The organism is Chryseobacterium sp. PvR013, assembly GCF_017833095.1.
Lineage (GTDB): Bacteria > Bacteroidota > Bacteroidia > Flavobacteriales > Weeksellaceae > Chryseobacterium > Chryseobacterium culicis_A.
Genome location: NZ_JAFIBT010000001.1, coordinates 1328550 through 1350352, shown reverse-complemented (window position 1 = coordinate 1350352; position 21803 = coordinate 1328550). Strand labels below are relative to the sequence as shown.

Annotated in this window: 13 protein-coding genes; 5 read left to right on the top strand and 8 right to left on the bottom strand. The window is 37.2% G+C overall.

Annotated features, from left to right (window positions below):
* Positions 1 to 11 precede the first annotated feature (11 nt).
* From JOE44_RS06110 to JOE44_RS06095, 4 genes are all read left to right on the top strand, one after another.
* Positions 12 to 416: a hypothetical protein gene (locus tag JOE44_RS06110; protein ID WP_209784791.1), complete on the top strand. Its 405-nt coding sequence runs from the start codon at positions 12 to 14 to the stop codon at positions 414 to 416.
* Positions 416 to 964: a DUF922 domain-containing protein gene (locus tag JOE44_RS06105; RefSeq protein WP_209784790.1), complete on the top strand. Its 549-nt coding sequence runs from the start codon at positions 416 to 418 to the stop codon at positions 962 to 964. Before JOE44_RS06110 ends, JOE44_RS06105 begins: the two co-directional genes overlap by 1 nt.
* On the top strand, positions 948 to 3635 hold the full coding sequence (locus JOE44_RS06100; RefSeq protein WP_209784789.1) for a PD-(D/E)XK nuclease family protein: 2688 nt from the start codon (positions 948 to 950) through the stop codon (positions 3633 to 3635). Before JOE44_RS06105 ends, JOE44_RS06100 begins: the two co-directional genes overlap by 17 nt.
* Positions 3636 to 3804: 169 nt before the next feature.
* Positions 3805 to 6168, top strand: coding sequence for a patatin-like phospholipase family protein (locus JOE44_RS06095; protein WP_209784788.1), 2364 nt, complete (start codon positions 3805 to 3807; stop codon positions 6166 to 6168).
* Between the two features lie 109 nt (positions 6169 to 6277).
* Here JOE44_RS06095 and JOE44_RS06090 read toward each other — a convergent pair whose 3' ends face one another.
* The 8 genes from JOE44_RS06090 to JOE44_RS06055 all read right to left on the bottom strand — a co-directional run bounded on the left by JOE44_RS06090 (position 6278) and on the right by JOE44_RS06055 (position 18698).
* Positions 6278 to 7357, bottom strand: a complete 1080-nt coding sequence (locus tag JOE44_RS06090) for a cytochrome c peroxidase (protein WP_245169877.1) — start codon at positions 7355 to 7357, stop codon at positions 6278 to 6280.
* 67 nt (positions 7358 to 7424) lie between these two features.
* Positions 7425 to 8939, bottom strand: a complete 1515-nt coding sequence (locus JOE44_RS06085) for a DUF6850 family outer membrane beta-barrel protein (protein WP_209784786.1) — start codon at positions 8937 to 8939, stop codon at positions 7425 to 7427.
* Between the two features lies 1 nt (position 8940).
* On the bottom strand, positions 8941 to 10161 hold the full coding sequence (locus tag JOE44_RS06080) for a DUF4876 domain-containing protein (RefSeq protein ID WP_209784785.1): 1221 nt from the start codon (positions 10159 to 10161) through the stop codon (positions 8941 to 8943).
* A gap of 21 nt (positions 10162 to 10182) precedes the next feature.
* Positions 10183 to 12978 carry a TonB-dependent receptor gene (locus tag JOE44_RS06075; RefSeq protein ID WP_209784784.1) on the bottom strand — a complete coding sequence of 932 codons (2796 nt, stop codon included), beginning with the start codon at positions 12976 to 12978 and terminating at the stop codon, positions 10183 to 10185.
* A 302-nt stretch (positions 12979 to 13280) separates the two neighbouring features.
* Positions 13281 to 15242 (bottom strand): T9SS type A sorting domain-containing protein, encoded by a 1962-nt coding sequence (locus JOE44_RS06070; RefSeq protein ID WP_209784783.1) that lies wholly within the window; start codon positions 15240 to 15242, stop codon positions 13281 to 13283.
* Positions 15243 to 15401: 159 nt separating this feature from the next.
* Positions 15402 to 16580 carry an acyl-CoA dehydrogenase family protein gene (locus JOE44_RS06065; protein WP_105682628.1) on the bottom strand — a complete coding sequence of 393 codons (1179 nt, stop codon included), beginning with the start codon at positions 16578 to 16580 and terminating at the stop codon, positions 15402 to 15404.
* 128 nt (positions 16581 to 16708) lie between these two features.
* Entirely contained in the window at positions 16709 to 17497 is a 789-nt protein-coding gene (locus JOE44_RS06060) for an NUDIX domain-containing protein (protein ID WP_209784782.1), read from the bottom strand.
* A gap of 16 nt (positions 17498 to 17513) precedes the next feature.
* On the bottom strand, positions 17514 to 18698 hold the full coding sequence (locus tag JOE44_RS06055; RefSeq protein ID WP_209784781.1) for an MFS transporter: 1185 nt from the start codon (positions 18696 to 18698) through the stop codon (positions 17514 to 17516).
* Positions 18699 to 18874: 176 nt separating this feature from the next.
* On the opposite strand from JOE44_RS06055, the gene JOE44_RS06050 reads away from it, so the two are divergent.
* Entirely contained in the window at positions 18875 to 21796 is a 2922-nt protein-coding gene (locus JOE44_RS06050; RefSeq protein WP_209784780.1) for a TonB-dependent receptor, read from the top strand.
* Positions 21797 to 21803: the final 7 nt, after the last annotated feature.

Here is a 21803-nt window from a genome sequence, read left to right as displayed (position 1 = left end):
AATTAAAGGTTATGAAAAAACTTTTAAATATTGGATTTTCAGTATTCGTGTTTGGCGTGCTTCTGGTTTCGTGTAATGATGATGATTACCATACCATCGAGTCTATTGGTAAAATCAAAATAGACAGCGTAAAGATGGTTAATGACACCATGAACGTTTTTGCGATACAGAGCATAAAGACTTATTCCACCTATCCGTCTCACTGTGAGGGTTTTTACGGATATGATTATATTTACAACAACAACCTGGAAAGAACAGTTACTTCCTATAAATATATCACCAACGGACCTTGTAAACAGGGAAATTATGTAGGAGTGAATCAAATCAATTTCAGTCCGCAGAAAAAAGGTACTTATACTTTTAAATTCTGGAATGGAGGAAATAATTGGATTACCAAAACAATTGTAGTAGAATAATGAGGTTGACTTTTGTATTGTGTTTATGGGCAGCTCAGACTGTATTCGGACAGAAAATTACATGGCAGGAAGGTAAAAGACTGACTTGGGATAACTTCAAGAGCCCGGTCAGTAAGAAAAAAAATCCGGATGTAGCAGCGTATACCCATTGCGGATGGGAATTTTATTCTGTAAAATCTTCTGATCCAAAGGCACCGGTTACGATGACGATTAAAACCGTTTTTCATGAAGAGAGATCCTGGAAGGATGCCAAAAGAATGGATGATTATATCCTGCTGCATGAGCAGAAACATTTTGATATTGCAGAATTATTTGTGAGAAAGTTTAGAAAAGCAGTTGCTGAAAAAATCAAAAACTCAGGAGACTACAACAAATATTTCAAAGCAATTTATGACGGGATATCGGATGAGTATAAAAACTTCCAGATGGCCTATGACAGAGAAACCCGTCATGGAATTGATAAAGAAAAGCAGACCGAATATAATAATTCGATTGCTGAACAATTAGACAACTTAAAAAGCTATCAAGCCTTTGAAATTCCTCAATAAAATCATCCACGAACTGCTGGCACAAAACACGGATCTTTCTGCGTTTAACATCATTCTGCCCGGAAAACGTCCCATTGTGTTTATCAGACAGATCCTGGAAGAAAACAATTATTCAGGGTTTCTTCCCAACTTTTTTACAATTGAGGAACTCATCAATACAATTGCCGATCACCAGCCGATTCAGGGAATTCCGTTGTGGCTTTTCTCTTTTGATGTCTATAGAAGCCTGAATCTTATTCCGAGAGATGATTTTTCAGACTTTCTGAAATGGTTTCCCACATTGCAGAAGGACTGGGATGATATTCTCAAATTCTCAGACAGTGATCAGGCGGTATTACAGTATATGTTTGATGAGGAAAGGATCAAAGAATGGGCTCAGGATCTTGGTGAGGATGATGATGTCCCAAGAAAGAAATTCCTTAATTTCTGGCAGAATATGAATGTTTTTCTCCCTGTTCTCAAGAAGAGACTGCAGGAAAAAAACTGGGCCACTTCCGGAATGATTCATGAAGCTGCTAAAGCTAGGATTGTTGATTTTGCCAAAAATACCAAAGAAGAGTTTATTTTTTGCGGGTTCAATGCTTTTACTCCCGTAGAGGAAAAGTTGGTAAGGAGTCTTTTGCAGTGGAATAAAGCCCAATGTTTCTTTCAGGCAGACCGCTATTATTTTGATGATGAAAGACAGGAAGCCGGAAAATTTCTTAGAAATCATAAAACATGGAAAGAGTTTGATGATAACAGAGCTTTCCAGTGGATAGAAGATGATTTTAATCAACCTAAAAAAATTAAGGTATACGAAGTGTCCGGGAATGTAACCCAGACTAAAGTATTGCCTGAGATCTTTAAAGAGATCAATAATAAAACCTATTCCAATACTGCGGTAGTACTGCTGGATGAAAATTTACTTCCGGCAAGTCTGGATGTGATGCATGGTGTTGATAATTTGAACATTACAATGGGATTCCCATTGAAAAACTTATCATTCTCCAATGCGGTGAAACGTCTTTTCTATCTGCAGAAACAGCTGGAAAAAAATAAATCCTCCTATTATTACAGAGATGTTTTTCCGATTCTGGAAGAACTGCCAAAATCTGTGGAAGACGAGCTTATCATCAATGAGTTTAAAGCCAAAGTAGAAGAGAGGAATATTGTGTATATCTCTCATAAGCTTTTGCATGAACTGCTGAGCGGACTGTCTTATTATGGACTTCTTCAGAAAGCAGCCGGTACCCATATCTATCTGGATATGCTTATTGCGTTCTGCCAACAGGTGAAATGGCTTGAAATAGATGATATTCAGTATGAAAATGTCTCTCATTTTGAAAATGCGTTCAGAATTATCAAAAATCAGCTTACTCCATACAATATTGAAATTAAAATGGAAACGCTGGAAATTCTGATCAACCAGCATATCAATTCTGAAAGTATTGACTTCCAGGGAGAGCCTTTGAGAGGACTTCAGATCATGGGATTACTGGAAACCCGTCTCCTGAATTTTGAAAACGTTATTCTGCTTTCCGTAAACGAAGGAAAACTTCCCCTTGGAAACTCCCAGAATACTTATATTCCTTTTGATATCCGAAGGTTCTTTGATCTTCATACCTTCCTTGAGAATGACAGCATTTATGCCTATCACTTTTACAGATTGATTCAGGATGCGCAGAATGTACATTTGCTGTATAATGCTTTAAGCTCCGGAGTAAATACCGGTGAGAAAAGCCGCTTTATTACTCAGATTGAAATGGAGAGTTCTCATGATATTGAACACCTGATTATTGAAAATTCTTCCGAGCCTATTGCCACCAAACCCATCGAAATCATCAAGACCCAGACCGTACAGGAACGTCTTCAGAAATGGAAGGAAAAAGTATCTGCTTCCCACCTTACAAGCTATCTCTATAATCCTATTGATTTCTACCTTTCCAAGATTTTAAATACTTCGGAAACAGATGAAATAGAAGAAGAATTGTCCATAAAAAATTACGGGAATTTAGTGCATTATTCACTTCAAGAAGTGTATGAGGTATTAAAGGGTAAGGTTTTAAAAGAAAGTGATTTAAGTAATTCAGTTAAAGCGATAGATCAATATGTAAATATTGCTATTGAGAAGCTTAAGCATCAGCCGGAATTCTATGAAAAAGGGATGAACTATATTCATAAAGCCATTGCTAAAAAGGTAATTGAAAATGTCCTTAATCATGATCGTGAGCTGATAAAACAAGGGAACAAACTGGAAATAATTGATATTGAAAGAAGGTTTGAAAACATAGATTTTCCTCTCGAGGGGAATGATAAAATTTCTTTCTTCGGATTCATTGACCGAATTGATAAACTTAACGGTACTTTAAGAATCATTGATTATAAAACAGCAAAGATTAAAAATCTTAATGTGAAAATTGATCAGGATAATGTAGACGAATATTTCCATAACAGCGAAAGAAAGCAGGCGCTTCAGCTTTGTATTTACCATTACGTTGTAGAACATCTTCCTGAGTTTTGGGGATTCCCGATTGAAACGGGGATATGGAGTTTTGCCGATGCTAAAAAGGGAATGGTTTCCCTGCAGTTTGACAAAGGAAATATTGATGATGCCATGAAATCTGTCAAAAGCCTTATTCTTGAAATCCTGAATCCAGATATTAATTTCGTAGAAACAATAAAAACATATTAAAAATTTTTAGTTCTAATGTGGTAAATGTCTGTGTTTATTGTAATCAGATAGTCTGAAATAGAATTATTTACTTTGCTGATAATGTTAATAATACGAGTACGTTTTTTGTGTATCTTTAACTCTTGGAAACTTTTAAGGTTTAAATCAAAAAACAAGAAGAAGCATATAAATGAAAAAGATTCTAATATTTTTAGCAATTACTTTCTCTCTTACTATTCACTCCCAACAAAAAAATGACTCCCTTACTACGGCTCTTCAGAGTATAACCAAAGATACTAAGTTTGGTCTGGCTCTTAGTGGTGGCGGCGCAAAAGGATTTGCCCACATTGGAATTCTGAAAATGATAGACTCGTTGGGAATCAAAGTAGATTACATTACGGGAACGAGTATGGGAGGAATCCTTGGAGGTTTATATGCAATGGGATATAATGCTGACCAGTTGAAGCATACGATTTACAAAATGGACTGGAACAGGATTTTGAGTAATAAAATTCCTTACAGTAAAGTTAATATCAGCGAAAAAGACGAGTACGATAAATATATTCTTGAATTTCCTGTAGTGAAAGGATTTCCTACTCTTCCAAGTTCTTATATAGAAGGACAGTACATGGGTGAAGTACTGAATACACTAACCTTTAATGCCAAACACATCAACGATTTCAGTAAACTAAGAATTCCCGTTCAGCTTACTTCATCCGATATTGAAAACGGAGGTCTGGTGATGCAGAAAGAGGGTTCTTTACCGCTGGCTATTCGTTCCACATTGGCTATTCCCGCAGCTTTTGCTCCTGTTTATATTGATGGGAAACTTTTGGTAGATGGAGGATTGGATCGTAATTATCCTGCGAATGAGGTACGTGAGATGGGTGCAGATTTTGTGATCGGAGGGTATACCGGTTTCAGACTATTTACGAAAAAAGAGATTGAAAACCCAATGAAGATGATTTATCAGACGCATGCCATCCGTTCTGTGGAAGATTTTAAACATCAAAAGGAGCTCTCTAACATCCTTGTAGACTTTGTGGATCCATTGGGTGAGATTACAACCAAGGATTTTGGCAGATTCAGAAAGATCATCAGAATAGGAGAGGTTGAAGCGAGAAAGCACCTTCCGGAATTTGTGGCTTTGGCTGAAGCTCAAAGGAAATTGGGTATTAAGTATGAGCATACCATGATTGAAGAGGTAAAACTGCCTACAACACAATTTACTTTTAATGAAGAAGACGGAACTCCTATAACAGATGCGGCAGAGATTGAAGTACTGAAAAAGCAGATGGGACTTACAGAAGGGAAGTATTACGATGCAAAAACTGTTAATGAAGCCATAGACCGTGTTTTCGGAATGCGCCAGTATGTAAAGGTGTATTATACCTACACGAATGTAAATGATGGTCTTGTAATGAATGTTTTTGTGAAAAGAGCGAAAAAAGGAGCATTTAAACTTGCCTTGCACTATGATACAGAACAATCCGTAGGAATTATTGTTAATTATACTTACAGAAACATTCTTCTGAACAGATCCCGATTTTTGGCAACAGTGGATATTTCCGAACTTTTCAAAGCTAAACTTGCTTACCAGCAATTCTTAGACAGCGGAGAACGTTTGTGGCTGGATCTGGAAGCGAAGATGGTTCATCTTAAAAGTAATGATCTGAACTTCAGGCTTTATGATATCAGTGAAGATGGCGGAGATCGTTTCCCCAACCATATGTACCGTAATATAACAGGAAAGATTGCACTGAATTATAATGTCAGTCCAAATGCTTATGTATCGCTGGGAACAGAATTCAGTACAGAAAGAATGTACAGTTTACTGGATAAAGTAGACCAGTCGAAAGTGGATAATTACAGTAAGAAACTATACAACCATAGTAATTTCAATACTTTTCTGAAATTTGAACAGAACAATCTTAATAAAAGATATTTTACTACAAAAGGGAATCATCTTCAGGTGAGTACAAGATTTTATTACGGAGATCAGTATGAACTTTATGATCTCAATACGGTGCAGCCTCTTCTTTATCTGATTCTTAACCCGAAAGAATCTTATTATTCCGAGCCTAAAAACCTTGTTTCATTCACATTAAATGAGAATTTTTTCTATCCCATCACAAGAAGGCTGACGGTAAAAGCCAATGTGTTTTTGGGGGCAAGCTTCGGTGCTAAGAAAGAGGATCAGGTTCCGTATCTCTTCCTGAATCAAAAGTATAATCTGGGAGGAAGTGAATATAATTATGACCTGCTAAGCCCTGAATTCAATGGTCTTCGCCAGAAAGAGCTTCCTATGACTTCGGTTGCAAAGGCAGCGCTATCATTTCAGTACAGAATCATGAAAAAGCTTTACCTTACCCCTTCCTTCAGTTATGGAAAAGTGAGTGAAGAACTTTCTCCTTTTAATGACAGTTTCGATATGTTTGGGTATGGACTGAATCTTGGATATGAATCTCTTATTGGCCCTATCAGTCTGAATATTTCCAGAAACAGCCAGCTTGATTTTTCAAGGATTTATTTCAGTATCGGGTTCAAGTTTTAAAAAATAATTAAGAGTAATCCAGAAGGTATTAAAAATCCTTTTATCTAAACCGTCACTTTAGATAAAAGGATTTTTGTTTATTAAGATCAATTATTTATTCTGTTTTAATCTATTTTCTGGGAATCTCCGGTCTTGGCATTTTATAATAGCTTCCGGACATACTTTTTAAAAATGAAACAATAGCATCCATTTCCTGTTCATTTAAATCCAAAGGTTTTATCAGATGATCGGTTACCGGAAAATTAGGATCAGCTTTCTTTTCTTCGGGGGTAGGATTAATCATCTGCATGCCGCTGTTGTATAAGCTGACAACCCCATGCAGATCATCCATTAGTCCGTTATGCATCCATGGCGCGGTATAATCAAGATCTCTCAGAGAAGGAGTTTTAAATTTTCCTGTATCATCTGAGTTTTTGGTGATATGATACAGCCCAAGATCCTCATATTCCCTTTTGTAGTAGGTAAGTCCTATATTGTGGAAGGATTCATCTGTAAGATTTTTTCCATAGTGGCAGTTCATACATCTTGCTTTAGTCCGGAATAGATGCATTCCGTAAATTTCCTTGTCACTCATCGCTTTATAATCACCTTTCAGGAATTTATCCAGTTTGCTGGGTTGGCTTCTGATTGTTCTCTGGAAAGTTGCCAGAGCTTTTGCGATTTTGTCAAATGTAATTTTATCAGATTGATATGCTTCTTTAAACAGTTGCCTGTACTCTTTAAGTTTCGATAGTTTTCCGGCCAGCTTTTCCGGCTTCATATTCATCTCGTTATGAGCAGAAATAGGTCCTACAAGCTGTTCTTCCAATGTTTTAGCTCTTCCATCCCAGAAATAAGAATGACGGTCTGCAATATTATAAAGAGACTGTGTATTTCTTTTTCCCTGCAAATGGTCTGTTCCCAATGCTACTTCCTGGCCGTCTCCCCAACCCAGTTCAGGATTGTGGCAGCTACTGCAGGATACCTGGCTGGATGATGACAGTTTAGGATCAAAAAAGAGTTTTTTTCCCAGTATTACTTCAGGGAGTTCCTGTGTGTCATAATAGTTGGAATCCCAGTCTATAGCCTCAAATTCTCTCCAGTTCACTTCTGTATCCACTGTGGGTTTTGGCCAGAATTTTACAGGCTTTTTATATTGTTCTACCGTTTCTCCATAATCAACCCTGTACTTTTGAAAAGTATGCTGCATAAAGAAAAGGGAAATTCCCCCGAGAACTGCGACTAATTTAAGATCTGAAAATTTTATCATAATATGTTTAAAAAATACTTCCTATACTGACTGCCAATAAAGTATTGCTGCCAGTTTTAAAATTACTGTACATGATCTTGCCTCCTACAAAAGCATTTTTAACAACAGGAAAGCTGAAATGAAAATGAACATCAAGTTTTGCCTGCCAGAAATCTGAAGACTGAAAAGCATAGTTTTCCTGAAGCATACTATTGATGGCTGGTTTTACTGAATTATTGAACAGAGCATTCTTTTGATAAACATTGGTTGCTGAAAGCCCTGCTATTACAGAGAGTGTCTGTTGATGGTTGAAGGTTTTCAGCCATTGATAATCTGCTCCATACATAAGTTTACTTAATTCTATTCTTGATGCCGGACTGCTATATTTTTCTTTTTCCTGAATCCATCCAAAAAAGGGAATTAAAGACGATTTTGTTTTTTCATTGCCCATTTGGATGAGACCTTTAAAAATTATACTGTTGATCTTGTGATTGTATTTTTCCACACTTCCAATCTGGATATAATTTCTTGAGTTCTCATTCAGGAACAGGTTTTCAGTTCCTTTTCTTTCTGTGCTGTTTCCTTCAGCGGAAATTCCCCAGACTGTTTTTCCCGAGTTAAAGAATTTTCCGGCTGAAAAGGTAAATTGCTGTTCATTAATTTTTGAGGCATTGAGATCTGCATATTCAGTCAAGAGTTTATCAAGATTAAACTTTTTAATACCCATATTCAAGTACCAGTTTCTGCTGTCAGCTTCAAAAATTTGTAAACCTCCTCCATAAGACCAGCCTTCGTAATAAGCCTGGCGAAGTTTTCCGGAAAGCAGCTCATTATAATTTCCGAGCCCGCTCATATTATAGATCATAGGATATCCCTGATTGCTGACAAAGCTCAGATAATGTTTTTGAGTATATTTTTCAGCATTTGCATAGGCTCCAACTCTGAATTTCCCGAATACCAGTTTATCAGCTCCCATTGCCAAAGACAAATGAGCTGCTGTATTTTTCGGTCTAGGATCAATATCCCGATAGCTCAATGTTGCCTGATAGCTTCCTGTAATCCCCAAAGTATAGGTATTGATTTTTTTGGAATAGCCTCCTGAAAAACTATAGTTTTCAAATTTCATATCTCCGCCTACACTGTCCGCCGCTACATAAGGATAAATAAGGTCATAATCTGAATTTTCGTTCCATACCACCTGCTTATTTTTCCCCTGTGTATAGGAAGCATTGCCCCATACAGCTGTTTTATCATCAAGCTTCTGTAAGCTGTAAACTTCTGCGCCCCATAGGTTTTTACCTCTCCCTTTTTGTTGCAGCTGACTGGGAGTATTGCTTTTTTCAGTAAATACATTAAACGTTGTGATGCTGTGCTTCCTTGCTGCATTATAGCTGGCTGGATTGAGAGTAATACTGTTTTTAATAAGCCTTTTAAAGCTATATTCTTCGCGTACTTTCTCTATGATGGTATCATTGATCTGAGCATGCAGTTTTACACCTGAAAAGGTAATAAGCAGGATGGATATGGAAAGAAAATATTTCATTTTAATTAAATAAAGATGGCTTTACACCATGTTCAAAGTCTGTTGTGGAGTTGTTGGTATCTTTAAGAATATTTTTACCCTCCATTGTTTTCCCTGTTACTTTTCTGCGCACAGCTTTTCCGAAACGATTTTTATCACCGTCAAAAGTGGTTACGGAAGTCCATCCCATATCTAAAGAAGGGGAAGTTACCTGCCATTGGAATGAATCCTGTACGCTTAAATTAACAGCATCTGTGATCCATTCATTAGGGATTTTAACTGCGGTTCCGTCCATAGGATATACATCACCGTTGATGGTAAGGTTGTAGGTATACGTATAGGTATTTTGGGCAACTAATGCTTCATGAGTCATTCCCTGTGGCATACGTGCCAAGGCATAAGCATAATATCCTTGCGTATGAATCACCATTTTATCAAAAACATTCATCATTTTCGGAACGGCAGGATTGTCAATGTCATCAGAGTCTTCCTTGAAAATCTGGAAATTGGCATTGGAAAGATTAATGGATGAAGGATTAAAATTTTTATGATTAATGGCATCTTCAGCGATAATAATAGATTCTCCTGCTTTTACAGGATACATTGTTCCATTTCCCGGAATTCTGATGATAGCACCTGCAGATAGAGTAGTTGCCATGATATTCGGGCTGTAATCCTGTTTTTCATTGGTCATGAAGCTGGATTGTATCAGAAGCATACCATCTGCATACAACGTTTTATCTGTATTATTGGTGATTTTAAAATACTGGTCACCAAAGTACATCGCTCCCTGCGGGGTTTTGGTTCCGGTAAAGAAGATTTCTTCAAGAATAAGATCACTGCTGTTGCCAGATTTTAAGGCAAGTTCTAAAGTTTTACTGGTTTCACTGCCATTGATGACCATTCCGTTCTGTACGCCGGCAACTTTAGCTTCTACCGATCCGGAGTTGTCACCATATACTATGCTTCCTTCTGCAGTAATATTGTACGTTCCTGAAGGAAGAACAACCTGCAAAACGTTGGTATTTTTAAGTTCCTGAGTGATGGTAAACCCTGAATTTAACTCTTTGAAACTTATCGTAAGGTTTTTGTATTCTTTAACCTGAATATTTTCGGGAATTACTTTAAGTTCCAGTTTTAATGAAGTTTTTGCTTCAAGAGCTTCATTCGAATCTGAAGAACAGGCTGTAATAGCCATCACTGTACACAATATGAACAGTGTTTTTAATACATGTTTTAACATAATTTATTGAATTGAAATTGTTTATAAATTGAAATTGATTTCCATTCCGAAGTAAGGATCGTATGCTCCTTTTCTGTTAATGGTAAATCCATTGATATTGTAAGGGGTATAATAACTGAATAATCTGTTCGCAAACATGGAGACCACAACCGTTTTATTTCTGAAGCTTTTGGTGACTTTCAGATTGAGGTTCATTTCCATAGGTCTTCTGGAAGTGTTGTATAGATCCTCATTCTGTGCGATAATCAGGCTTTCCAGAATTGTTCCTTTTACAGAATCCGGGTTATAGGGGAGAACAGTACCATTCTGATCCACATAATGACTGGGAACTCCGTTCATAGAAAGTACTTTCCTCATAGAATACCATGAAAACTGGAATGAAGAAGAAAAAACAAGATCCAGACGTGGAATATAGGTATCCATCATCAGATTGGTATTCAAAACTTCATTCACCGAATTTGGTTCCATTCCTTCGTATAATCCAAGATAAGGATAAGGTCTTCCATTGATCAATAAGTTTCTTCCTCTGTATACGGGCTGACTGTTTCCATATTTTGTGCGGAACCAGGCTCCGTTTAAAGTAAACCGTGTGTTGATCACGGGGATTCGGTTGGAGGAATATTGAAATTCAACACCTTCTTTGTCTACTTTGCTTCCATTTCGTTGGGTGGCATAAAGAAAGTTTTCATTCACTGTCTGGTAAGGAAGGGTATTCACATCCGGCGGAGAAGTTATAGCCTCATGATTCAGTCCTGAAGTGTCATATTTTTTATACTGATACAAAGCATATTCATTCATGGAACGGAATGCATTGCGCATATTTTCCTTAAACACCGTAACAGACAGCTGATGTGCTCCCAGACTGAAATCAACTCTTGCTTCAAATTTTTCATTTACAGCAGGTTCTATGTCCGGGTTCTGAGGGTTGTAAATCAGGGTTTTATAATTAATTCTTCTGTAGTCAGGATTATTGTGAAAATAATTCAGCTGCTGGATATCTTTGTAAATAAGTTCAGGATACAGGAGATTAAGATCAGGGAAGAGACTCTGCTTACCATATCCTAATGTTAACGCTAAGGTTGCTTTTTTATCCATCCAATCAAAAGAGGGAAGCTCCCACTGGAAGTTAGCTCTTGGGTCTGCATATAATTTTCCGTTCATTTTGAAGTAGGAAGGCAGGTTCATCATTGTATTTCCTCTTAATCCCAGTGCCAGTATAAGGGTATGTTGGCCCGCATGTAATGAGTTTACAGATTCCAGAAACAATGCAGAAGTCATATAGGCCGGAATATCGTGGTAAGCCCGCGGTCTGAATGAGGCTTTGGGATCAATCGGTCTGTAGATATCAAATAACTGTCCTTTGCCCCAGTTTTTACTCATTTGCCAGTCAAATCCTGCATTAAACTCATGCGTTACCGATTTATAATTAATCTGGAAGTTATTAACCATTTTAACAAACAGATCGAGAGGTTTCCCGTCTACTGTATAATTTGAGATGTAACGGGGCTCAGGGTAGTAACCATCGTATTCTCCTTCGTGTGTGGATAAAGGAAAGGCCATTGCGTTTTCCAGCTGAATAAATTTGGTCTGCTTTATTTTGTCGAATCTTTGGTTGGCAGTTGCCTGAATTTCTGTTGAACGGTAAAATGACGGCTCATTTTTAGTGTAAGTGAATAAGTTGGAAAGACTCAAAAAGTGGTTATTCACCTCATAAGAATTGAGTTCAGACAAGTCTATATCAGGATCCGACTTTGAACCATCCAGTGAACCTGTATAACTAAGGTTGCTTTGCCACTTAGCAATTCCGTGATCCCATTTTTTCTCTTTTATGACAGCGAGATGAGCGGTTATCCTTTTATAGCTTTCAAGGCGGTCTCTTGGGTCGGTTTTTGCATTCAGATAGTCCAGGCCTGCATTGATTTTCAGGTCACTTTCTTTATTTTCAAAACCTTTACTCACTGCAAAAAGTTTACTGTAGCCGTCTGCTTTAAATCTGGCTTTCCACTGTGTATATCCGGATTTATTCGTGATTTTTACAATTCCTGAAGTCAGGTTTCCATAGATTACAGATGGGATTCCACGAAGAATCTCCACACTTTCAATCTGATCTGTAGAAATCGTTCGCATATCTACACCGCTGTTTATCGTAAGCCTTCGCTTGAGTCCGTTATTGGTTTTGTCTAAAAAATCATAAGAATACTGAAGATTGGCATTGGAATTTAAAGGAGCTCCATTAACCAAAAAAGTAGTTCCCATTGAGGACGTGTTGTAATCTGTACCAGGTCTTCCGGTTTCACGGAGGCTGATGCTATTGACCTGATTAAGAAGCGGATCGTTTGATCTTCCACCGGGAATAAGTTCCAGAAGATCAGAAAAGCTTGACGGCTGCAAATGCTGCATTGCCCGCTGGCTGATAATAGAGGAGGAGGTAAGTCCTTTCCCTTCTTTAGCAGTAATCACTACTTCTTCAATGGTATTGACTTTCTCCAGAAATGGCAGCGTGAAGGTCTCAGCCTTTGTCACAGATATTTTACCCGAATGTCCCAGAACCCCATTTTTCCATATTTCAACTTGATATTTTCCAGGAAAAAGAAGGATTGAGGCTGTTCCTTTTTCGTCAGTAGCTATTGAATAGGTATTTTTATGAGCGAAAATCTTGATTTCAGAACCTTTTTTTAAAGGCTGATCCTTGCTTTTTATTTCAAAATTGATTGGGAACTGTAGATTTTGGGACTTAACTGCTGTAATCGTAATGATAAAAATAAGAAAACTGAAAAATCGGAGCCTCAAAGGGAATCGGGAGTCATTATGTACCATCTGGCATTATTCTTTCGGCAAAAGTAGCAGGCTCAGTATAAGATTACTAATTTTATTTAGAATAATTTAAAATAAATGACAAGAATCATTTATGCTATTGTAAGAAGTTTTTTGCGAAAAATTAAAATTGGATAATGTAAAATGATTGTTAATAACGAATTACATAATTGTATGTTATTTTGAAACTGCTTTATCTCCAATTATTTTTTGTGGAGTTATCGGGATTGTATGATATAAAAAAGCACTTCATTGCTGAAGTGCTAAAAATTAACTTGAAATGAGATATAGAAGAGTGATTGATTTTACAGTTTTACTTTTTTATTAATGACTTTTCCATTGGAAAGCGTGATTTGTACCAGGTATACGCCAGGATCAAGATTTCTGGATTCAAATACCTGTTTATTAACTTCCTGCTGAATGATCAGAGTACCGGAAATACTATAGATGCTGATGTTTTTAATATCATTGCTGGATTTAGCTACAATTTGTTGCCTTTGAGTATAAATATCAGTACTGTTTTCCGGTGATAATGTACCTCCAACCGCTTTACTGAACTGAAGATTATAGTATGGGGTAACAACTTCAAATACATAATTTTTGTTTTCCATATCCTGAATGTTGATTCCTCCGGCTTCCTGATATTGTTTTTGAGAAATACTTTTGACAAGAGTTTTATTTTCATCAAAAATATTCACAGCAGTAAGTTCATCCTGATTTACTTTTAATTGTAAAACCGATGCATTCATAGATTGTACGATCTCGTTTTCAGCAACTTCTTTAGGAGTATTTTTGATGTATGGAATTATGGTATTTTCATTGTTTTCCGATACTTTAAGCAGATAGACTCCGTCTTTTAGACTTGATAAACTGCTGTAGTCACCAGCCATTCTGCTTTGTGCTTTTTCTTTATTGAAATCTGTAATTTCTACCAGCTGCATGGTTCCCAGCTCCGGTTTGATTTGCGAAGACAGGAAGGAAGGTTTTTCAGTGGTTGTTTCTACCGACTGTTTGCCGAAAATTGATCCTGCAATAGCCCACTCATTAAGAAGACCGCCGCTTCTCAGCGTATTGAACTTAGCATTGGAGGCTAATGTAAATGGCAGAATTCCCCCTACATGCCCGAGTGGCCCCCAGTAAAAAGAATCCAGTTTGTACTTATTCAGATCCCACCATGGATAATATCCACGTTGAACCTCAATGGTTTTAGAAGTATTTTCAGGCGGAATAGCAAGATCTATCGTAGAATGTCCTAATGTCATGGGAGTTTTATTGTACCAATCATACACATCCTTTGGTTTCATACAGAGTCTGAGCTTATTATTGGGATTATTGGTAACATCATTAACAAAGCTGGAGGTAAATAGTTTTCTCCATAAAAACGGGCCCCACAGAAGTCCGCCATTATCCTGAATAACATGGTAGTTGTACTTATCGAGATATTCCGCAGAAATAACTTCTGAAATGTCATTATTATAGGTTTTATATCCTGTATTGTTGCAGGTATGAAGAACATTGGCCAGGAATGAGGTAAATGGGTAAATATCCTTCTCCAAAACTCCTTTATTTAAAGTAACTCCGGAGAAATCATAAGGCCCGTCTCCCATATAGGCATATTTGAATTTGATATTATTGGGATTCGAAATACTTAATCTTTTTAATGTTGACATTGCAGCATGAGCGCCTTGGGAATATCCGGCTAAGAAATATTCATCATAACGTTTAATGTTCAGTTGTGCCAATACTTTATTTGCTGCCGTGATAAAATCAATGGTAGCTCCAGCTTCTGTGGCATAATCTACATAAGGCTGAGTTCCTTCTCCAGTACCCATCCCTACATAGTCGGGTGCCATTAAAATATATCCATTAAGTACGTAAGACAGCTCAACCACAAATCCAGCGGTTAAAGCTCCTTTAAAATTAGATGGTACATTATTTCTGCTGTCTGTGGTTCCATGATCTGACACAACTGTTGAGAGCTTGAAGGGTACATTTGGGTACATAAGCAATCCGGTGGCTTTTACCAGAACATTATTTTCGTTTTTGGTGTAATAGGTAATCTTATAACCTTTTAGGCCGATATTAAAACTATTGAGATAGTTGGAAAATTCCGGGGTATTCTGGTCTCCAAGATTATTGGCTATAAAATTGACGACTCCCTGTGGGGTTAAATCCAGTTTCTGTTCGGTACTTACAACATCACCAGCCTGCTGGGCAAAATAAAATGGTGCTGTAAGACTTAGTAAAAAAGTTGTGATTTTTTTCATATTGTTTGTTTTTGTCTGGTATTAAGGTAATAATTTCAATAAAACAACAAAAACTTTAGAGTATCAATAATTATTCAATGAATATCAATTCTCTGCAAAGTGAGTAAAATAAAAGAGTCTGACCATTGGCCAGACTCTTTATTTCTATTTTTATCTTTTTTAGAAAGCGTTGATTCCTGTAATATCTAAACCAGTGATCAGTAAATGAACATCATGTGTTCCCTCGTAAGTAATCACAGACTCCAGGTTAGCAGCGTGTCTCATCATCGGGAATTCACCCATGATTCCCATACCGCCAAGAATCTGTCTTGATTCTCTGGCAATTTCAATAGCCATGTGTACGTTGTTACGTTTAGCCATAGAAATCTGAGCCGGAGTTGCCTTGTGAGCATTCTTAAGATTTCCTAACTGAAGGCATAATAACTGAGCTTTTGTAATCTCTGTTAAGAATTCAGCCAGTTTTTTCTGCTGAAGCTGGTAAGAACCGATTGGTTTCCCAAACTGTTTTCTTTCTTTAGAGTATTGAACAGCAGTACAGTGGCAGTCAATAGCAGCACCAATTACACCCCATGAAATTCCGTATCTCGCAGAATTCAGACAAGATAAAGGTCCTTTCAGCCCGGTTACTCCCGGAAGAAGGTTTTCTTTCGGTACTTTTACATTATTGAATACCAGTTCTCCGGTTTTGGAAGCTCTTAAGCTCCATTTATTGTGAGTTTCAGGAGTGGTGAAACCTTCCATTCCTCTTTCAACGATTAATCCCTGTACTTTTCCTTCCTCATTTTTTGCCCATACCACAGCGATATCGCATAGAGGAGAGTTGGTGATCCACATTTTAGCCCCATTTAAAAGATAATGGTCGCCCATATCTTTAAAATACGTTTCCATAGAACCTGGATCAGAACCGTGGTTGGGCTCTGTTAATCCAAAAGACCCGATCATTTCTCCGGCAGCAAGCTTAGGAAGATATTTCATTTTCTGTTCCTCAGAACCGAATTCATTGATAGGAAACATCACCAATGAGCTCTGTACCGAAGCAGCAGAACGTACTGCAGAATCTCCTCTTTCCAATTCCTGCATAATCAGACCATAAGAAATCTGGTCTAATCCTGAACCGCCATACTGAACCGGGATATAAGGTCCCAGCGCTCCGATTTTCCCCAATTCTCTCATAAGATTAGGGATATCTGTATGATTTTGAGCGGCCTGATCTATCTGCGGCATTACAAAACTTTCAACCCAGTCTCTTACAGATTGGCGGATTAGTTTGTGTTCTTCGGTAAGTAAAGCATCAATTCCATAATAATCAGGGATGCTTGTAAGAGGATAATATGACATGATTTTTTGATTTGGTTAAAAGTAACATTTTTCGTGGTGTCTTGAAAATTTTTTTGAAAACTTATATTTCAGTTGGTTTTCAGACAGATAATGCTCTTTTTCTTTGTTTATAAGATAAATTCTTTATTTTATGACCCCTCATCATTCGAGATAGGATACTGATTGGTAGAGTTGTGAACCTCACTTTTAAATTTATACAGATAAGGGGCTTTATTCGCTGAACCGTCATACAGTTTTTCCATTCTGTCCAGAATATTTAAACTTAGAATTTTTCGCTGAAAATTATTTCTTCTGAATTTCTGTCCTAAAATAGTTTCATAAAGAGCCTGAAGGTCCTTCATTGTAAATTTTTCAGGAAGCAGGTTACTTGCTGCAACCTCTGTATTGATATTCATTCTCAGATATTCAAGACCTGTCTCTATAATTCTGTCATGGTCGAATGCCATTTTAGGAAGATTGTTTACTTCAAACCATTCGCAGCTTTCATTGAAAGCATCAGGGAAAGTGTCAGTTAGTGAAAAATCGATAAGGCTGCAGTATCCTACTGTAACGAACCGCTGGAAAATCCAGTGATCTTCAGGAACGGTTATTCCTTTATTTTTAAGGAGAATCTGATGAACGTTGTTCTCTGTACGGTCTATCCTTCCAAAGGTGTGAAACTGTTTTAAAAATAATCCTTTCAGATGGGTTCTTTCAAACAAAACCCTTTCAGCAGCTTCTCTAAGGTCTTCATCATTGAAAACAAAACCACCAGGAAGTGACCATAGATCCAGATCATGATATTTTAAAAGCAGAACTTTCAGAATGTTATTATGAAAGCCGAATATGGTGCAGTCTACAGAAATATGTGCTACGAAATCTTTTGTGTCAATGAGTTCCCGTAGCGTTTCTTTACTTTTTGTGTCTTTGATTTTCATGGCAGTAAAAATAAAACTATTTTCTATTTGTGAAAGTAAAATATATAAAACTAATCACAAAAAGCAGAATTACAGAAGATAAGATGTATAATGGATAATAATTCAACAATTGCTTTTCAAACAAAACAGCCATAATAATAGAGCTTACAGAGCTACCCAGAGAAGAAAAAATAACAATAAGAGAGGTGAAAAGATTAATTTTATCTTTATCCACCTGTGCAATCATTCTTGAGTTGATCACAGGATAGAGGGGTGAAAGGAATAATCCAATAACCGGAAATAAAAAAAGTAAGAATCTGGAATCTTCAGAATCAAAATATTGTATCCCCAGTATAATGACCAGTAAGGTGACAATAAGAGTCATACAAGTAATATAATATCTGGGTAATGAAAACCTTTTGATAATATTGGCAGTAACCGTTCGCCCGGCATATGAAAAAATGGATAGAAAAGAAGTGGCCTGAAGCGCAAAAAATGAATTGACTTTCAGATGGTTTTTATAAAAAGAAGGAAGCCATGAATTGAATCCTTGCTCTACGAAGACGATAAAAAAGACTACTCCTAAAAACAAAGCTACTGTAGGGGTGGTAAACCCTGACAGTTCTGAGAGAATACTTTTGCTTTCCATAGGCCTGGACTCTACTATTTCTATCTTCGAAAGCAGAAAAATAGTCAATACAGATAATAAAGCAATCAGCAAGAAACCAAACTTCCAGAATTCTGAATACTGGCTGGAAATCACCCATCCAAAACCTGTATTTACTACGAAAATTCCGATCATAAAAGAGGCTTCTACATTATTCATGGTCTTTGCCAGAGATTTTTCATCCGAAATATTATTCCTGATAATTCCGAAAACACAGATCTTGCCAATAGCGAAACAGGCTCCTATAATAGCAAACCACAATTTATAAAACCAGAAAACTTTTACAAAAGGAAGAAGGCAGGAACAGAATCCAACAATAGCCAGGGCCAGAATCAATGCTTTTTTAGGTCCGGTTTTATTGATAAAGCTCACGGCAAAAAGCGAAATAAAAGCAATGGGTAAATCTTTAAAAGATTCTAAAAGCCCCAGTTCCCCATAGGTGATTTTCTCTTCTGACAACTGCAGAATCACCAATCCCATACAGTTTAAAACCATTGAAAAAATGAGAAAGGTAAGTTTTAGTGGAAGAGAAATTTTGGATGGCTTGACGATCATTTTGGGAGATAACTTTATTAATTTTTTATGAAATTTTATGAAATATTGATGCGAAGATAGGGCTTCTAACCCTGAAAAATAAAAGAAAAATTAAAATATTTATGAATAGAATGTTAATTAATTAAAAAAAAATATATTTTTATTGTCTCAATTTGAGAATTAAACAATAACTGTATATGAATGTAAGAATATCAAGAAGCGTAGGAGTGGTTGCCGTCCTCTATTTTACGGCCAACTTCAGTGCCCAGACCAGCAAGGCGAAGGACACACTTGCGAAAGAAAACAAAATAGACGAAGTGGTAGTCATTGGGTACGGTACTCAGAAAAAGAGTAATGTAACAGGAGCTATAGCGAGTATTAAAGCCAGTGACATAGAAAACATTCCATCTGGTAAGCCGGAACAGGTTTTACAGGGAAGAGCAGCCGGTGTTTCTGTTGTTACGAATTCAGGACAACCTGGAGCTGCTGCCACCGTGCGTGTAAGAGGTATTACCAGTTTTGGAGCGGGAAGTAACAGTCCTTTGTGGGTGGTAGACGGTATTGTTGTAGATAATATCGGATGGCTTAACCAATCGGATATAGAAAGTATAGAAGTTTTAAAAGATGGAGCTTCATCTGCAATCTACGGAGTCTCTGCGGCAAAAGGAGTAATATTGGTTACTACTAAAAAAGGTAAAAAAGGAAAACTGACTCTTTCGTATAATGGATTCTATGGTTTTTCCAATGCTTCTAAAAAACTGGATCTCTTAGATGCCACACAATATGCAAAAATTATCAATGAAGGTTTTGTCAATGATGGACAAGCTCCCAGATTTGCCAATCCTGAATCATTTGGAAAAGGAACCAACTGGCAGGATGCTATTTTCGGGACAGGTGAAAAATCGTCTCATGAAGTGAGCATTACAGGAGGTAATGAGAAATCAACCTACTATACATCATTCGGATATTTTGATCAGTCTGGTATCGTAATGAGTGATATTTCCAATTATAAGAGAATCAATGCCAGATTTAATTCAACCCATAAAGTTACAGACTACCTGACGATAGGTCAAACCTTTGCTTATACCCATGTGAAGTCTCAGGGGATAAGCGCGAATGAAGAATTTGGAGGACCGTTGGCTTCAGCAGTTAACCTGGACCCTATCACTCCGGTTGTCGTGACAGATTGGTCAATGGTAGATTCGAACGGTTATAGCAATCCTTATATCATCCGGGATTCTGAGGGACGTCCTTACGGAATTTCCCCATATGTAAATAACGAAATGACCAATCCACAGGCTTTCCGTCACATACAACAAGGCAATTATAACTGGTCTGATGATTTTGTGGGGAATGTTTTTGCAGAACTCAAGTTTCTTGATCATTTTACATTCAAAACAAGTTTAAATGGTAAGAAATCCTATTGGGGAAGCCGCTCCTTTACACCGAAATATTATTTAAGTCCAAATTTTAACAATACCGGTTTTAACAGTTTGAATAAGGTGGATGAAAATAAGTTCGAATGGAGCATGGAAAATACATTGACCTATCAGAATAAGTTTGGTGATCACAACATCAATATTATGGTTGGGCAGGGTGTTTACCGATACAACATTGCGGGAGGTGCCAGTTTGACTTACAGTAATCTTCCTATTGATAACTGGCAGGATGCTTCCTTCAACTTTGATATTCCCAGGGAAAATATCACAGCAAAAGGGTGGGACGGTATCGAGACCCGTAAAGCATCTTATTTTGGTAGAATCATTTATGATTACGCAGATAAATATTTATTTACAGGAACGATCCGTAGAGATGGTTCTTCAAAATTTGCTACCAATCAGCATTGGGGAACTTTCCCATCTATGTCACTGGGATGGAATGTTCATAAAGAAAACTTCTGGCCGGAGAACAATGTCGTTAATAACTTAAAATTAAGAGGAGGTTACGGAGTGTTAGGGAATGACGAAATGGATAACTTCAGATTTGCAAGTTTCATGGTTTCCGGTAGTAATTATACCAACTCCAGTAATAATATTATCATTGGATATGCGAAAAGTACCCTGGAAAACCCTAATCTGAAATGGGAACAGACCAGCCAGCTGAATATTGCTGCAGATCTGAAATTGTTCAACAACTTTACCTTAACAGCAGACTGGTACAAAAAGAAAACTACTGATATTCTCAGACAAATTAATATTCCCGGTTATGTAGGAGTTCCTGTTTCACCGTGGGCAAATGTAGGAGATATGGAAAACTCAGGTGTTGAACTTGAATTAGGCTACAAGAAAAATTGGGATGATTTCAGCATTTCAGTTAACGGTAACTTTGCAACCATAAAAAACAAAGTACTTAGACTAGAGGATGATATTGAATACTTCAACCTGGCTTCTTTCCAGACCATGGGAGCGGTATCCAGAGTAGCAGTAGGGCAGCCCTATGGATCATTTTATGGTCAGACCTATAGTGGAGTTTTCCAGAATCAGGCACAAATTGACAATTACGTAAATGCCAATGGTGTTAAATTATTACCGGATGCAAAACCTGGGGACTTTATCTGGCAGGATAATAATGGAGACGGTAAAATTGATGACAATGATAAAGTAAACTTAGGAAGCTCTATACCAAAATATACTTTTGGACTTACCGTGAATATGAGCTATAAGAATTTTGATCTGATGATGTTTGCACAAGGACAGGCTGGTAACAAGATTTTTCAGGGGTTAAGAAGATTAGATATTCCTGATGCGAATTACCAGACAAGAATCTTGGACAGATGGACAGGTGAAGGATCTACCAATGACAATCCAAGACTTACCCGTAATGATTCTAACCACAACTATTCATGGATGTCTAACTACTACCTTCAGAAAGGAGATTATGTGCGTCTGAAAATTGTTCAGTTAGGGTATACCATTCCAAAGGATGTTACCCAACGTTTTGGAATGAGTAAAGTAAGACTGTATATCACGGGAGAAAACCTGCTTACTTTCACAAAGTATACAGGATATGACCCTGAAATTGCAGGCAGAAATAATTCTGAGCAGGACATTATCGGTGTAGACAGAGCTTACTATCCACAAGCCAGAACATTCCTTATAGGAGCTAATATTCAATTTTAATGACCAA